At 72.5% G+C, this 15017-nt stretch carries 16 protein-coding genes; 5 read left to right on the top strand and 11 right to left on the bottom strand.

The window, feature by feature from the left end; genetic code table 11:
* Positions 1 to 14: 14 nt before the first annotated feature.
* The 4 genes from ACTMSW_RS21190 to ACTMSW_RS21175 all read right to left on the bottom strand — a co-directional run bounded on the left by ACTMSW_RS21190 (position 15) and on the right by ACTMSW_RS21175 (position 4942).
* On the bottom strand, positions 15 to 1340 hold the full coding sequence (locus ACTMSW_RS21190) for an MFS transporter (protein ID WP_441182382.1): 1326 nt from the start codon (positions 1338 to 1340) through the stop codon (positions 15 to 17).
* A 170-nt stretch (positions 1341 to 1510) separates the two neighbouring features.
* Entirely contained in the window at positions 1511 to 3073 is a 1563-nt protein-coding gene (locus ACTMSW_RS21185; RefSeq protein ID WP_441182564.1) for an AMP-binding protein, read from the bottom strand.
* Between the two features lie 200 nt (positions 3074 to 3273).
* Positions 3274 to 4488 (bottom strand): acyl-CoA dehydrogenase family protein, encoded by a 1215-nt coding sequence (locus tag ACTMSW_RS21180; RefSeq protein ID WP_441182381.1) that lies wholly within the window; start codon positions 4486 to 4488, stop codon positions 3274 to 3276.
* Between the two features lies 1 nt (position 4489).
* The gene (locus ACTMSW_RS21175; protein ID WP_441182380.1) at positions 4490 to 4942 is read right to left on the bottom strand and encodes an SCP2 sterol-binding domain-containing protein; all 453 of its coding nucleotides are present in this window, start codon (positions 4940 to 4942) and stop codon (positions 4490 to 4492) included.
* 70 nt (positions 4943 to 5012) lie between these two features.
* Between ACTMSW_RS21175 and ACTMSW_RS21170 the strand changes: the two genes are divergently transcribed.
* Positions 5013 to 5651, top strand: coding sequence for a TetR/AcrR family transcriptional regulator (locus tag ACTMSW_RS21170; protein ID WP_441182379.1), 639 nt, complete (start codon positions 5013 to 5015; stop codon positions 5649 to 5651).
* Between the two features lie 47 nt (positions 5652 to 5698).
* On the opposite strand, the gene ACTMSW_RS21165 is transcribed toward ACTMSW_RS21170, so the two are convergent.
* The 3 genes from ACTMSW_RS21165 to ACTMSW_RS21155 all read right to left on the bottom strand — a co-directional run bounded on the left by ACTMSW_RS21165 (position 5699) and on the right by ACTMSW_RS21155 (position 8879).
* Positions 5699 to 6316, bottom strand: coding sequence for a DedA family protein (locus ACTMSW_RS21165; RefSeq protein WP_441182378.1), 618 nt, complete (start codon positions 6314 to 6316; stop codon positions 5699 to 5701).
* Between the two features lie 89 nt (positions 6317 to 6405).
* Positions 6406 to 7521: a MaoC family dehydratase gene (locus ACTMSW_RS21160; protein ID WP_441182377.1), complete on the bottom strand. Its 1116-nt coding sequence runs from the start codon at positions 7519 to 7521 to the stop codon at positions 6406 to 6408.
* The gene (locus ACTMSW_RS21155; protein ID WP_441182375.1) at positions 7521 to 8879 is read right to left on the bottom strand and encodes a 3-oxoacyl-ACP reductase; all 1359 of its coding nucleotides are present in this window, start codon (positions 8877 to 8879) and stop codon (positions 7521 to 7523) included. Before ACTMSW_RS21155 ends, ACTMSW_RS21160 begins: the two co-directional genes overlap by 1 nt.
* A gap of 55 nt (positions 8880 to 8934) precedes the next feature.
* Between ACTMSW_RS21155 and ACTMSW_RS21150 the strand changes: the two genes are divergently transcribed.
* Positions 8935 to 10227, top strand: a complete 1293-nt coding sequence (locus ACTMSW_RS21150; RefSeq protein ID WP_441182374.1) for an acetyl-CoA C-acetyltransferase — start codon at positions 8935 to 8937, stop codon at positions 10225 to 10227.
* Positions 10228 to 10280: 53 nt separating this feature from the next.
* Here ACTMSW_RS21150 and ACTMSW_RS21145 read toward each other — a convergent pair whose 3' ends face one another.
* Entirely contained in the window at positions 10281 to 10625 is a 345-nt protein-coding gene (locus ACTMSW_RS21145) for a type II toxin-antitoxin system PemK/MazF family toxin (RefSeq protein ID WP_441182373.1), read from the bottom strand.
* Complete coding sequence (locus tag ACTMSW_RS21140; RefSeq protein WP_441182372.1) at positions 10622 to 10876, bottom strand: hypothetical protein; 255 nt, start codon at positions 10874 to 10876, stop codon at positions 10622 to 10624. The genes ACTMSW_RS21145 and ACTMSW_RS21140 overlap by 4 nt, the downstream gene beginning before the upstream one ends.
* 79 nt (positions 10877 to 10955) lie before the next feature.
* Between ACTMSW_RS21140 and purB the strand changes: the two genes are divergently transcribed.
* A complete protein-coding gene (gene purB, locus ACTMSW_RS21135; RefSeq protein WP_441182371.1) occupies positions 10956 to 12380 on the top strand; it encodes an adenylosuccinate lyase in 1425 nt (474 codons plus the stop codon).
* A 22-nt stretch (positions 12381 to 12402) separates the two neighbouring features.
* Here purB and ACTMSW_RS21130 read toward each other — a convergent pair whose 3' ends face one another.
* A complete protein-coding gene (locus ACTMSW_RS21130; RefSeq protein WP_441182370.1) occupies positions 12403 to 12966 on the bottom strand; it encodes a YbjQ family protein in 564 nt (187 codons plus the stop codon).
* Between the two features lie 24 nt (positions 12967 to 12990).
* On the bottom strand, positions 12991 to 13671 hold the full coding sequence (locus ACTMSW_RS21125) for a S1 family peptidase (RefSeq protein WP_441182369.1): 681 nt from the start codon (positions 13669 to 13671) through the stop codon (positions 12991 to 12993).
* Between the two features lie 402 nt (positions 13672 to 14073).
* Here ACTMSW_RS21125 and purS point away from each other — a divergent pair, with 402 nt between their 5' ends.
* Together purS and purQ are read left to right on the top strand one after the other, a co-directional pair.
* Complete coding sequence (gene purS, locus ACTMSW_RS21120; RefSeq protein WP_441182367.1) at positions 14074 to 14337, top strand: phosphoribosylformylglycinamidine synthase subunit PurS; 264 nt, start codon at positions 14074 to 14076, stop codon at positions 14335 to 14337.
* The gene (gene purQ / locus ACTMSW_RS21115) at positions 14334 to 15017 is read left to right on the top strand and encodes a phosphoribosylformylglycinamidine synthase subunit PurQ (protein WP_441182366.1); all 684 of its coding nucleotides are present in this window, start codon (positions 14334 to 14336) and stop codon (positions 15015 to 15017) included. The genes purS and purQ overlap by 4 nt, the downstream gene beginning before the upstream one ends.

Raw genomic sequence — 15017 nt, 5'->3', positions numbered from 1 at the left:
GTCGCCGGCTGGGTCTACGCCTGGTCCGAGGAGACCCGGCGCGCCGCCGGAACCGACTGCTCGCCGAGCGGCACCGGCCCCTGGGTGGGGTCGGGCGTCTCGCCGGGCGGGGCGGGCGGGTACAGGGGCGGGTCGTCCAGCATCCGCAGCGCGCGCACCGGAGCGGCGGCCACGGCGGCCACCAGTACCGCCCCGGCCAGCGTCAGGAACGCCGTCCGGACGCCCAGCCACTCGACGAGCGGCCCGGCCAGCAGATAGCCCGCCGGGCCGGCCGCGTACGCGAAGGACGTCATCACGCCGACCACCCGGCCGCGCAGGTGCTCCGGGGTGCGGGTCTGCATCGCGTAGTTGGACAGCGGGCCCACCGGCCCGTACGCGATGCCGACCAGCGCCGCGATGGCGATCATGGCCGGGTAGGGCGGGAGGAACGCCAGGCCGAGCAGTGCCGCGCCGGTGACCACCAGTGCCACCGCCAGGAGCGTACGGCGACGGATCAGCCGCCCCGCCACACTGGAGGCGAGGGCCCCGACCACCGTGCCGATGCTCATCGTCATGAGGATCGCGCCCAGCCGGGCCGGTTGGTCCTGCTCGACGAACCACGTCGGCAGCACGACACCCTCGACCGGCAGGTAGAGCGCGACGAGCACCATCATGATCAGCGCGATGGCGCGCAGCAGCGGGTCCCGCCAGACGAACCGGAGGCCCTCCACGGTGCCCTGCCACAACCCGGCCGGGGGCTTCTCGGGGCGGCCGGCCCCGGGCAGCCGGACGGCCGCGATCAGTAGCACCGCCAGGGCGAAGCCGGCGGCGGTGACCCAGAGCGTCGAGCTCGCGCCGACCACGGCGATGAGCAGGCCGCCGACACCGGGACCGAGGAGGAAGGCCAGCCCCCACACCGCCTTGTGGACACCGTTGGCCTGTTCGATACGCCAGCCGGCGGACTGGGCGGCGGCGGGGAGCAGCGTCTCGCGGGCGGTCAGGCCGGCCGGGTCGAAGACCGCCCCGACGACCGCCAGCAGCACGATCAGACCGAGGTTCAGCCCGAGCAGGGAGTCCACCACCGGGATCAGGGCCACCGACACGGCGGAGAGGGCGTCGGACACCAGCGCCGTACGCCGCCGGCCGATCAGGTCGACGACGGTGCCGGCGAAGAGGCTGGACAGCAGCAACGGCAGTGCGGTGGCGGCGGCGACCACGCCGGCGGCGGTGGCGCTGCCGGTGCGTTCCAGCACCAGCCAGGGCAACGCCACGGTGGCCACCCCGTTGCCGGCGCCGGAGAGGAGGGTCGCCCCCTCGAGCAGCAGCAGCGGTGTACGGCGCGTACGCGGGTCGGCCTTCACGGCGTGCTCCTGTGCTGACTCGGGCGTATGGCCACCGTCGGTCCCCTCCGGCCGGGCGATCGGAGCGACCAGGCCGTGACGGACCGCGCACCCCGTGCGACGCTCGATCGACGGACGTCGTCGCCGCTCGATCCTAAGGGGCGGTGCGTCGCCGCGGATACCCCGGACGGTCAGCCGTAGTAGCGGCGCAGTTCCCGGGAGAGAACCTTGCCGGTGGCGTTGCGGGGCAGGTACTTCACGAAGACCACGTCCCGGGGCACGGAGAACCGCGCGAGGTAGTGCCGGACGTACTCGCGGACCGCCTCCTCGTCGAGGGTCTCGCCGGCGTGCAGGGCGAGGAAGGCGGCCAGGCGCTGCCCGTACTCGGGGTCGGGGACACCGATCACGGCCGCCTCCCGTACCTGGGGCAGTCCGGCGAGCAGGTTCTCCACCTCGGACGGGAAGACGTTCTCACCACCGGAGACGATCATGTCGTCGGCGCGGCCGTCGACGAAGAGGAGGCCGTCGGGGTTCATCCGGCCCAGATCGCCGGTGTCCAGCAGGCCGTCGCGGCGCTCCCGGCCGTCACCGGAGGTGTAGCCCTCGAAGAGCATCTCGTTACCGACGAAGATCCGCCCGACCCGCCCGGCGGCCACCGGCCGACCGTCGTCGTCGAGGATCGCCAGCCGGGTCCCGTGCGGCGGCCGCCCGGCGGTGGTGGGCGCGGTCCGCAGGTCGTCCGGGGCGGCGATCGAGGCCCAGGAGACCTCCGTGGAGCCGTACAGGTTGTAGAGCACGTCGCCGTACGTGTCCATGAAGGCCGGTGCCAGGCCGCCGGGCAGCGCGGAGCCGCTCACCGCGACCACCTTCAGCGGCGGTCGTGGGTCGGGTGCCGGCTCCTCCAGCAGTCGTTGCAGCATCACGGGTACGGCGAACAGCGCGTCGCACCGCTGCGCCACGAGGGCGGCGACGGTGGCGGCCGGCTCGAAGCGGCGGTGCAGCACGACTGTGGCACGCAACGCGAAGCACACCTGCAGGGCGGCGTAGCCCCAGGTGTGGAAGAGCGGCGCGGCGATCATCACCCGGTCCCGGGCGTGCAGGGGGATGCGGTCGATGATGGACACCAGCGGACCGAACCCGTTCGGGGTGGGCCGGCGGGCGCCCTTGGGGGTGCCGGTGGTGCCGGAGGTCAGCACGATGATCCGGCCGTCGCGTTCCGGTGGGCGCAGCTCGCCCGGCAGGGCCCCGGCGACCAGTTCCTCACGGGCCTGCTCGTCGAGGCGGTGCAGGTCGGCGGGCAGGCCGGTGACCCGATCCGCGAACTCGGTGTCGTGCACGAGCACCCGGAGTCGCTGCTCCTCGGCCACCGTGGCCAGTTGCGCGGCGGACAGACCGGAGTTGACCAGGACCGCGTCCGCGCCGAGCAGGGTGCCGGCGACCACCGTCTCGACCAGGCCGTGGTGGTTGCGGCAGAGCACACCGATCCGGTCGCCGACCCGGACACCGAGCGCGGTCCGCAGTGACCGGGCCAGACGTTCGGACCGGTCCAGCAGCTGGGCGTACGTCAGCTCGTGCCCCTCCTCGTCGACGATCGCCGTCCGGTCGGGGTCCCGGGCGGCGGCCTGCCGCAGTTCGCCCGCGAGGCTCCATCCCCACCGGCGGAGCGCGCCGAGCTGGGAGGCGATGCGGACGGGGCGGCCCGGCGTGAGCAGCCCGCGCCGGGTGAGGGTGGCGACGACGAACGGCAGGTCCATGTCGCGGGCATCCTTCCGCACGTGCCGGAGGGCGGGCCGGTCGACGGCCCCGCCGGGAGACTTCTGCTCGATCATGCACCCGGCGGAGATGTGCCGCCCAGCAGCCCTTCGGCCCGAGTCCACCCGTCGGACACGTACGGGACATCTGCCGGACGCGGGGGAGGCGACGCGGCGCGCCCGCCGGGGAACCGGCGGGCGCGTCAGCGGATCTGGACGCCCGAGATGGCGCGTGAGATGACCAGGCGCTGGATCTCGGAGGTGCCCTCGAAGATGGTGTAGATCTTCGCGTCCCGATACCACCGCTCGACCGGGTGGTCACGGAGGAAGCCGGCCCCGCCGAGCAGCTGCACGGCCTTCTCGGTCACGGAGACCGCCACCTCACCGGCCTTCAGCTTCGACATGGAGCCCTCGCCGGCGGTGAACGGCCGGTTGTTGCGGCCCATCCACGAGGCCCGCCAGACCAGCAGCCGGGCGGCGTCGATCTCCATCCTCATGTCGGCCAGCGCGAAGGCGACCGCCTGGTTGGAGATGATCGGCCGTCCGAACTGGACGCGGTCCTTCGCGTAGTCCAGGGCGTACTCGTAGGCGGCCCGGGCGACCCCCAGTGCCTGCGCCCCGACGGTGGGGCGGGACAGCTCGAAGGTGCGCATGGCGGCCTGGCCGGAGGCGCGCTGCCCGGAGCGGGCCCGGGCCAGTCGCTCGTCCAGTGCCTCCTTGCCGCCGAGCAGGCAGCGCCCGGGTACGCGTACGTCGTCGAGGAACACGTCGGCGGTGTGCGACGCGCGCAGACCGAGCTTGCGCAGCTTGCGGGTCGCGGTCAGGCCCGCGGTCCCCGGCGGTACGACGAAGGCCGCCTGCCCACGGGAGCCCAGCGACGGGTCGACGGAGGCGGTGACCACGTGCACACCGGCGATGCCGCCGTTGGTGGCGTACGCCTTCTGGCCGCGCAGCACCCACTCGTCGGTGGCCTCGTCGTGGACGGCCCGGGTCCGCATGGCGCCGACGTCGGAGCCGGCCTCGGGTTCGCTTGTGCAGAAGGCGGCGACGGCGGGGTCGTCGACGTCGCCGAAGCACTGCGGCACCCATTCGACCATCTGGTCGGGGGTGCCCGCGCCGTAGATGGCGGCGACGGCGAGCGAGGTGCCGAAGATGGCGAGGCCGATGCCCGCGTCACCCCAGAAGAGTTCCTCGCTGGCGATCGGCAGGGAGAGCCCCGTGGGGTCGGCCCAGCAGGTGGCGAGGAACTCGAAGCCGTAGAGGCCGACCTTGGCCGCCTCCTGGATCACCGGCCAGGGGGTTTCTTCCCGCGCGTCCCATTCGGCCGCGACCGGGCGCACGACCTCGGCGGCGAAGCCGTGCACCCAGTCGCGCAGATCCCGCTGTTCCTCATTCAGGTCGAGCGAGAACTCGGCCATGTCAGGCCTTGGGGATGTCGAACAGGTTGGCGATGTTGGCGGCCAGGCCCAGGTCGCCCTTGGCCTTGAGCTTGCCGGTCATGAACATCATCACCGGGTTGGCGCCACCGGAGACGATCTTCAGGAACTCGACCGGGCCCATGGTGAGGCTGAGCTTCGGGTCGCGGGTGGCGCCCTCGTTGACCGTGCAGGTGCCGTTCTCGATGACGACCTCGTAGGTGTCGGTGCCACCGTCGGCGCGACCGGTGATGTTCCAGTGGATGACCGCGTTGGTCGAGCCGGCCCGGTCGGCCCGGAACAGCTGCGGCATCCGGCCGAAGACCTCGCTCAGGATCTTGCCGCGCATCTCACCCGACATGACCTCGGCGATCTTGTCGTCGGGGGTGGACTTGACCAGCTGCGCGAACTCCTTGGGGCCGACGTTGGCGAAGTTGGCCGGGTCGAAGTCAGTCATGGTGGTGCACCTTCCGGACGATTTGGCTACTCGTGCGTAACCTTACGCACGAGTAGGTATGCTCGCAAGGGTGTCCAGCGCACCCACCTTCCGGCGCCTTCCGAGGGCCGTCCGCGAGCAGCAGATGCTCGACGCGGCCGTCCGGGTCTTCTCCCGACGCGGCTACCACGCGGCCAGCATGGACGAGATCGCCGACGACGCCGGCATCTCCAAGCCCATGGTCTACGCGTACCTGGGCACGAAGGAGGAGCTGTTCGTCGCCTGCCTGCACCGCGAGGGCACCCGGATGATGCAGGCCATCGCCGGGGCGGCAGCCCCCGATCTGCCCGCCGACGAACGCCTCTGGCGCGGCCTGCGGGCGTTCTTCGGCGTCGTCGGGGCGCATCGGGACGGCTGGGCGGTCCTCTACCGGCAGGCCCGGGCCGAGCAGCCGTTCGCCGGCGAGATCGCCACGATGCGGGCCCGGCTGGTCGAGGTCGTCGTCGGGATGCTCGACCACGCCCTGCGCGCCGAGGGACGCGAGGTGGGCGAGACCGACCTGGAGGTCGTCGCGTACGCCCTGGTGGGAGCGACCGAGTCGCTGGCCGACTGGCTCGCCGACCACCCGGAGGCCGACCCGGAGAAGACGGCCACCCGGATGATGAACGCCGCCTGGCTCGGTGCCGGCCAACTCCTGCACGGCGCAACCTGGCGCCCCCCGTCGACGTGAAAGGAAGGGCCCCCGCTTAACGCCTCCGGTAGAGGAAGGGCCCCCTCTTAACGCGAGGCGGCGCCCCGGCGCCTCGCCCGCTGCCGCAGCCAGCGGACCGCCTCGACCACGAGCGTGACCGCCACCGACAGGCCCACCCCGGCCAGGATGCCCCGGACCGGATCGCGCTCGAAAGCCAGCCCGCCGAAGTAGCCGAGCAGCCCGCAGTAGAGCGCCCAGCTCGCGGTCGCGATCGCGTCGAACAGCAGGAAGGTCCGCCGGGGATATCGAACGGCGCCCATGGTCAGGGTGACGGCGGTGCGGCCGCCGGGGACGTACCGGGCGGTGGTCAGGATCAGCCCGCCGCGCCGGTCCACCGCCCGGCGGGCCCACTCCGAGCCGGCCCGCCGCCGGCTCTGCGCGGGCAGGCGGGCCAGCCGGCGCGCGCCACCGCCGCGACCGATCGCGTACGAGACGTGGTCCCCGGTGAGCGCGCCGAGCGCCGCGACGGCGATCACCACCACCAGCTCGGGGTCGCCGCCGGTGGCGAGGACGGCGGCCGTGATCACCGCCGCCTCACCCGGCACCATCGGAAAGAACGCGTCGACCGCGGTGAGCCCGAAGATCAGCAGGTACACCCACGGTGAGGCGACCGTCTGCCGGAGCAGGTCGAGCGTGGACTCCATGCCCCTCATGCTCCGGTCCGGTCGCGTTAAGAAGGGGCCCTTCCTCGACAAAAGGCGTTAAGAGGGGGCCCTTCCTTACACCTCACACCTCACACCTCACGCAGGGTGCCGGACAGGTGTGGGCGGCCGTGGGAGTCGTGCAGGGCGAAGTCCCAGGCGGGCGTCGCGCTGAAGGCCACCGTGCTCGGCAGCGGCACCGGCAACTTGAACGCCACGTCGACCGTGTACGCGTCGGGCAGCCGGTTCTCCAGCGCCGCCAGGCAGCGGGCCTTGCTCCACATCCCGTGCGCGATGGGTCGGGGGAAGCCGAGCAGCCGGGCCCCCAGCCGGGAGGTGTGGATGGGGTTGTGGTCACCCGAGACGCGGGCGTAGTCGGTGCCGACGCGGGGCTCGACCCGCCACCGGGCCGAGGCGGCCGGCGGCGCGGGCCGCTCACCCTTCCCGCGCCCCTCGCCGCCGCCGGGCGAGCGCTCCTTGCCGAGGTACGTCGACACGCCGCGCCACACCTCCTCCCCGCCGACCGAGCCGACCAGTACGACGTCGATCTGCCGGCCCCGGTCGTGCGGGCGCAGGTTCTCCGCGTACGTGTGGAAGTCGATCGTCTCGTCGGCACCGATCGGGCGGCGCACGGTGATCCGGTTGCCCACGTGCACCACGCCGGTCAGCGCGATCGGGAACTCCGGTGCGGTCATCAGCCGCAGCGACAGCGGGAAGCCCATGATGTGCGGGTAGGTCGCCGGCAGCCGGTCGGAGAGGCGGAACCCGCAGACCCGGTCGTAGTCGGCCAGGTGCGCCCGGTCGACGGTGACGCCGGAGGTCGCCAACTCCACCGAGGGCGGCTCGGTCGCCCGCTGAACCCCCAGACCGGGCAGCGCGCCGAGCAGCGCGCGCCGGTACAGCGGCCCGGATGCCGGCATCCGGGGCAGGTCGACGCGGGTCCGGAGCCTGGGCCCGCGCCGACCCGACAGGTCACGAGTCGCCTCCTCGTCGAGGGTGGAGAGGTCTCGGGTGGTCTCCTGGTCGAGGCCGGAGAGGTCGTGGGTGGCCTCGACACTCAGGTCGTAGCTCGCCGCGTCGTGCTCCGCCTGGGCGCGACGGAACGCGTCGAGGCCGCGCGTGGAGATGATCTCCGTCGGGCCGTCGATCAGCTCGTGCACGGAGAGGTCGTCGGCCGGTCGGTCGGCCGGATCCTTGCGGCCCGCCATCACGCCCCCAGCAGGCTCTGGCCGCAGACCCGTACGACATTGCCGCTGACCGCGCCGGACGCCGGCCAGGAGAGCCAGCCGATCGTCTCCGCCACGTCCACCGGCAGGCCGCCCTGGGACATGCTGTTCATCCGGCGGCCCGCCTCGCGCAGCGCCAGGGGAACCCGCGCGGTCAGCCGGGTCTCGATGAAACCGGGGGCGACCGCGTTGACGGTGACCTGCCGGTCGCGCAGCGCCGGAGCGAGCGACTCGACCAGTCCGATCACGCCCGCCTTGCTGGTGGCGTAGTTGGTCTGGCCCCGGTTGCCGGCGATCCCGGCGATCGAGGACACCGACACGATCCGCCCGCCGGCCGGGATCAGCTCCCGCTCCAGCAGCACGTCGTTGATCCGCTCCTGGCTGGAGAGGTTGATGTCGAGCACCGAGTCCCAGCGGTCGGCGTCCATCCGGCCGAGCGTCTTGTCCCGGGTGATGCCGGCGTTGTGCACGACCACGTCGACGCGGCCGTGTCGGGCCGCCACGTGCTCGGCGAGCCGGGTCGGTGCGTCGGGTGCGGTCAGGTCGAGCTGCACGGCCGAGGCGCCGATCTCGTTGACCACCCGGGCCAGCTCGTCCCCGGCGCTCGGCACGTCCAGCGCGATCACCTGGGCGCCGTCGCGGGCGAGCACCCGGGCCAGGGCGGCGCCGATCCCGCGCGCCGCGCCGGTGACGAGGACGACCTGCCCGTCGAGCGGGCGGTCCCAGTCGGCCGGCGGCTCCGCCCGGCCGGTGCCGACCCGGACCACCTGCCCCGAGACGTACGCGGAGCGACCGGACAGCAGGAAGCGCAGGGTGGCCTCCACGCTGGTGAGGGTGCCCGCGTCCCCGTCCGGTGTGACGTACACGAGTTGGGCCGTGACGCCCCGGCCGAACTCCTTGCCGATGCTGCGGGTCAGCCCCTCCAGGGCCCGCTGGGCGGTCGCCTCGCGGGGGGAGCCGCAGTCGGCGGGGGCGGTGCCGAGCACGACGACCCGGCCGCTGGGCAGCACCGAACGGGCGCGCGGGTGGAAGAAGTCGTACAGCTGGCGGAGCTGGGTGGAGTCGGTGACGCCGGTGGCGTCGTACACCAGGGCGCCGAAGCGGGCCTCGGCGTCGTCGTCGGTGGTGGGGTCGCGCAGCTCGACCCCGGCGGCGGTCAGGATCTTGCCGACCGGCTCGGCGAGGCGTCCGCCGGTGGCGGCGCCGAGCAGCACCGGCCCGGTCAGCAGGGGGTCGCCGGGGGTGTGCCGGCGCAGGCGGGGCGGGTCGGGCAGCCCGAGGCGCTTGACCAGCGCGCGGCCGGCCCCCGATTGGACGAAGCTCGCGTACCTGTCGGTCATAGGCGTAGCCTACTGGCGAGTAAGGTGCGGGCAAACACTGTCGAGGAGGCGGATCGTGCAGAACATCCGACGGGTCGCGGTCATCGGGGGCAACCGCATCCCCTTCGCCCGCTCCAACTCGCGCTACGCCGACGCCTCCAACGCCGACATGCTCGGCGCGGCGCTGGACGGGCTGGTCGCCCGTTTCGGCCTGGCGGGGCAGCGGGTCGGCGAGGTGGTCGCCGGGGCGGTGCTCAAGCACGCGAAGGACTTCAACCTCACCCGCGAGGTGGTGCTGGGCTCGAAGCTCGACGCGCACACCCCCGCGTACGACATCCAGCAGGCCTGTGGCACCGGCCTGGAGGCGGCCATCCTGGTCGCCAACAAGATCGCCCTCGGGCAGATCGAGGTGGGCATCGCCGGCGGGGTCGACACCACCTCCGACGCGCCGCTCGCCGTCAACGAGGACATGCGCCGGACCCTGTTGAAGCTCAACAGCGCCCGCACCCTCGGTGAGCGGCTGAAGATCGCCGCGAAGCTCCGCCCGCACCAGCCGTTCAAGCCGGAGGTGCCGCGCAACGCGGAGCCGCGCACCGGGCTGTCCATGGGTGAGCACGCCGCCCGCACCGCGCTGCGCTGGCAGATCGACCGGCAGTCCCAGGACGAGCTGGCGCTGCGGTCGCACCAGCGCCTCGCCGCCGCGTACGACCGGGGTTTCTTCGACGACCTGATGACCCCCTACCTGGGGTTGACCCGCGACGCGAACCTCCGCCCGGACACCAGCCTGGAGAAGCTGGGCTCGCTGAAGCCGGTGTTCGGCACCCGGGGGCCGGACGCGGAGCAGGCCACCATGACCGCCGGCAACTCGTCCCCGCTGACCGACGGCGCCTCCACCGTGCTGCTCGCCAGCGAGGAGTGGGCGCGGGAGCACAGCCTCCCGGTGCTGGCGTGGTTCTCCTGGTCGGAGGTGGCCGCCGTGGACTTCGTGCACGGCGACGAGGGCCTGCTGATGGCCCCCGCGTACGCGGTGCCCCGGATGCTCGCCCGGGCCGGGCTGACGTTGCAGGACTTCGACTACTACGAGATCCACGAGGCGTTCGCCTCCCAGGTGCTGGCCACCCTCGCCGCCTGGGAGTCGCCGGAGTTCTGCAAGGACCGGCTCGGCCTGGACGCCCCGCTGGGCTCCGTCGACCGGGACCGGCTCAACGTCAACGGGTCCTCGCTCGCCGCCGGCCACCCGTTCGCGGCCACCGGGGGCCGGATCGTGGCCACGCTGGCCAAGCTCCTCGCGGATAAGGGCTCCGGGCGCGGGCTGATCTCCATCTGCGCCGCCGGTGGGCAGGGCGTGACGGCGATCCTGGAGCGCTGAGCCGCTACGCGTCGACGCCCGCCACGGCGCGTTCGTGGCGGGCGCCGGCCGTGTCACAGGTCGATCATCTGGCGCAGCACCGTCCTGACCTCCGCGACCTGGTCCGGGCCGAGGCGGTGGACGGGACCTCGTCCGGTGAGACGGGCCGCCGAGACGGTGCGGATCTGCTCGGTGATCGCCCAGCCGGCCCGGTTGCCAGGAATCTCGATCTTGACGCGGTGCAGCCAGCCGGGCCGTTCCCGGGTCGTCAACGGCAGCACGCTGACCAGTGCACCGGCGGTCAGGGCGAGGTGGAAGCGGGACGAGACGACGAGGGCGGGGCGCTGGCCGGCCTGCTCACGGCCGGCGACCGGGTCGAAGTCGAGCCACCACACCTCCCAGGGGCGGATCCGGCTCACGCCTTCGGATCCCACGGGTCACCGACCGGCGCGTCGGCCCGGTGCCACCCTTCCGCTTCGTCCAGGTAGGCGCTCCATCCGTCCGGGTCGACGGTGCGGTAGTGGTCCATTGCCGCGACCGCCTTGGCGCGCCAGTGCTCCTCCAGCAGGCGCCGGACCGCCTCGTCCGCGCTCACCCCGCCGAAGTCCTCGGCGGCGACCCGGAGCACCTGCTCGCGGGTCTCCGGGCTGACCCGCATCATCGTCGTCATACGCGGAAGTATACGTCGCCGTAAACGCCCCGGTTGCCGCCCGACCGGCGACGTCCGGGGTCATGAAAGACTGAGGTACGTGACGACGATCCCCAACGTGCTCGCGAACCGTTACGCCTCGCCCGAGCTGGTCGCCCTCTGGTCGCCGGAGGAGAAGGTCCGGATGGAACGGCGACTCTGGCTCGCCGTGCTCCGCGCCCAGCGTGACCTCGGTGTGGCCGTCCCCGACGGGGTCGTCGAGGCGTACGAGCGGGTCCTCGACCAGGTCGACCTGGCGTCGATCGCCGAGCGGGAGCGGGTCACCCGGCACGACGTGAAGGCCCGCATCGAGGAGTTCAGCGCGCTCGCCGGGCACGAGCACGTGCACAAGGGGATGACGTCCCGGGACCTCACCGAGAACGTCGAGCAGCTCCAGATCCGCGCCTCGCTGGAGCTGGTCCGGGACCGGGTGGTGGCCACCCTGGCACGGCTGGCCTGGCACGCCCACGAGTACTCCGGCCTGGTCATGACCGGGCGTTCCCACAACGTGGCCGCCCAGGCGACCACGCTGGGCAAGCGCTTCGCCTCCGCCGCCGAGGAACTGCTGATCGCCTACGAGCGGCTGGAGGACCTGATCGGCCGCTACCCGCTGCGGGGCGTCAAGGGTCCGGTCGGCACGGCAGCCGACCAGCTCGACCTCTTCGACGGCGACGCCGACAAGGTGGCCGAGCTGGAGCGCCGGGTCGCCGAGCACCTCGGCTTCGCCCGGGTGTTGGACAGCGTCGGGCAGGTCTACCCGCGCTCGCTCGACTTCGACGTGCTGTCCGCGCTGGCCCAGGTCGCCGCCGCGCCGTCGTCGCTGGCCACCACGATCCGGCTGATGGTCGGCCAGGAGCTGGCCACCGAGGGCTTCAAGCCCGGCCAGGTGGGGTCCAGCGCGATGCCGCACAAGATGAACACCCGGTCGTCGGAGCGGGTGAACGGCTTCGCGGTGATCATCCGGGGCTACCTGTCGATGGTCGGCGAGCTGGCCGGTGACCAGTGGAACGAGGGGGACGTCTCCTGCTCGGTGGTCCGCCGGGTCGCCCTGCCGGACGCGTTCTTCGCCGCCGACGGGCTCTTCCAGACGTTCCTCACCGTGCTCGACGAGTTCGGGGCGTACCCGGCGGTGATCAACCGGGAGCTGGAGCGGTTCCTGCCGTTCCTCGCCACGACGAAGATCCTGGTCGCGGCGGTCCGGCGTGGTGTGGGCCGCGAGGTGGCCCATGAGGTGATCAAGGAGCACGCGGTCGCCGTGGCGCTGGCGATGCGGGAGAAGGGCGCGACGGAGAACGACCTCTTCGACCGCCTCGCCGCCGACGGCCGCCTCGGCCTGACGCGGAGCGAGATCGACACCCTGGTCGCCGACCCCGCCACGTTCACCGGCGCCGCCACCGCACAGGTGGCCGCCCTGACCCGTCGGATCACCCGGGTCGTCGAAGCCCACCCCGAAGCCGCCGCCTACAGCCCGCCCCCCATCCTCTGACCCGTCCACCCGCGGGTGGGGATCAGTCTCGGGTGGGGGTTTCGACCGCCGAGCCCAGGTTGGGGGCGCTCGCCGGTTCGGCGATGCCGCCGGGGGACTGCGCGAACGCGGGATCGTTGGCGGTGTCCGCCGCGACCAGGGGCTGGTCGTTCGGCATGACGTCGGGGACCTTCGGCGCCACGATGACCGCCGTGCCGTAGGCGCAGATCTCCATCCACATCTCGCCGCAGTCGCGGCTGTCGAACCGCATCCCCACCACGGCGTTCGCGCCGAGGCGGCGGGCCTCCTCGCCGAGCCGGGCCACCGAGTCGGTACGCCAGCGGGTGAGGTTGTCCGGCGCCATCGGGTCGTACGCTCCACCGCGCAGGTTCTTCACCCCCTCGCGGTACGGGTTGCGGGTCCGGGCCATCGAGGAGACGACCTCGCCGAGGATCTGGCGGATCTCGTAGCCGGGCAGTTGATCCGTCGTCACGACCAGCACGTTTCCGATGCTGTCAGGGTCGACGCGTACCCATCGTGAGCCTTGTTCACCTGATCGGATGCTGAAAAACCGCGCGGCGCGGACGGCCGGCACTCGGCCGACCATCCGCGCCGCCGAGGGCGCTAACCGTCAGACACCGGCCACCGAGGTGATCCAGGCCCTGTTGTACGCGACACTGCCGTAGTTCTGGATGCTGTAGCCGTCGGCGGTGGAGGCGACGCCGACCTGGCGGCCGTTGTAGAACTGCGGGCCGCCCGAGTCGCCCCGCCACGCGTTGCCGGTGATCTCGGTGCTCCGGATGGCCTGCCCGCCGTACGCGTCCGTGTAGCTGGTGCTGGTCACCCGGACGCTCGCGGTCTTGAGCTGGCTGGAGGCGGAGCAGCCGCTGTAGCAGGTCTGGCCCCAGCCGTAGATCGTGTTCGTCGACCCGACCGGCGGGTTGCTGCTCGCCAGCGTCACGTAGCTGGTGCTCACGGGGCTGGACAGGCGCATCAGGGCCAGGTCGTACCGGCTGTAGCTGGCGCTCACGGTGCGGGTGACCCCGCCGGAGGAGCGGTAGACGCTGCCGACCCGGACGGACATCGAGCCACCGAGGCAGTGCCGGGCGGTGAGCACCCACTCGGACGAGATGACCGTGCCGGAGCAGGTGAACGAGCCGTTGCTGAACACCGCGGCGGCCCACGGCGCGGAGGAGACGGTGTTGCCGCCGATGATGTACGGGCTGACGGGGGAGGCGACGGCGCCGGAGCTGGCGCCGAGCACGCCGGCCAGGGCGGTGGCGAGGACCGCGATCACGGATCGGATGCGCATGACAGGGGGCTCCTTCTCGGGGCACGTCCCGGGTTCACCGGGGCGGAACTGCCGGCCGGTGGGCGGGGGTCGGCCCGCCGGCGGAGACATCTCATCGACGTCTGACGATGTACGGTAGGGCCCCTGAGAGGTCGTTCACAAGTGTTTCCATCGAAAAGCGTCAATCATTGCGCCCGGCGGTGCGGTGGCCCGGCAAAGCGGGCGAACAGGTTACGACGACAACGGATCCGCATCGGGATCGCAACGAACCGGCATCGGTCCCGGGCCTCGTGCGCGGACGACGCCGATCACTGTCCGAACCGCCTCCGGCCGGTGCGTCCCTGACGGTATCTGCCAGGTAGGCTGGCTGCGCTCGCCCGTTGTGGGTCGGCACCCAACTGCGTACACAGTCAGGAGTGCCCAGTGCCTCGCGTCGTCGTCGACGTCATGCTCAAGCCCGAGATCCTCGATCCGCAGGGCCAGGCCGTCGCAAACGCGCTGCCCCGGCTCGGCGTCAGCGACGTCGCCTCGGTTCGGATCGGCAGGCGGATCGAGATCGAGTTCGCCGGTGAACCGGACCTGGACCAGGCTCGGGAGATCGCGGACAAGCTGCTCGCCAACCCGGTCATCGAGGACTTCACCGTCCGCCTGGTCGAGGCCGACGAGACCGCGGGCGCCCGCTCGTGACCGCCCGGGTCGGTGTCGTCACCTTCCCCGGCTCGCTCGACGACGGTGACGCGGCCCGGGCCGTCCGGATCGCCGGCGCCGAGCCGGTCCGCCTCTGGCACGGCGACCCGAACCTGCACGGGGTGGACGCCGTCGTCCTTCCCGGCGGCTTCTCCTACGGCGACTACCTGCGCTGCGGCGCGATCGCCCGGTTCGCCCCCGTGATGGAGACGATCGTGGACGCCTCCCGGGGCGGCCTGCCGGTGCTCGGCATCTGCAACGGCTTCCAGATCCTCTGCGAGGCACACCTGCTGCCGGGTGCGCTCACCCGCAACCAGCACCTCCACTTCCGCAACCGCGACCAGGTGCTGCGCGTGGAGTCGGTCGGCACCGCGTGGACCAACGCCTTCCAGCCGGGCCAGGAGATCCTCATCCCGGTCAAGAACGGCGAGGGCTGCTACGTCGCCGACACCGTGACGCTGGACCAGTTGGAGGCCGAGGGGCGGGTCGTCGCCCGCTACGTCGGTGGCAACCCCAACGGGTCGCAGCGGGACATCGCCGCGATCACCAACACCGCCGGCAACGTGGTCGGCATCATGCCGCACCCCGAGCACGCGGTGGAGGCCCTCACCGGCCCCTCCCTGGACGGCCTCGGCTTCTTCACCTCGGTGCTGAAGCACCTGGTGGGGGCGCCGGCGTGA

The organism is Micromonospora sp. BQ11, assembly GCF_052068135.1.
In the GTDB taxonomy this organism is placed as follows: domain Bacteria; phylum Actinomycetota; class Actinomycetes; order Mycobacteriales; family Micromonosporaceae; genus Micromonospora.
This window is presented reverse-complemented; position numbering and strand designations above follow the sequence as displayed.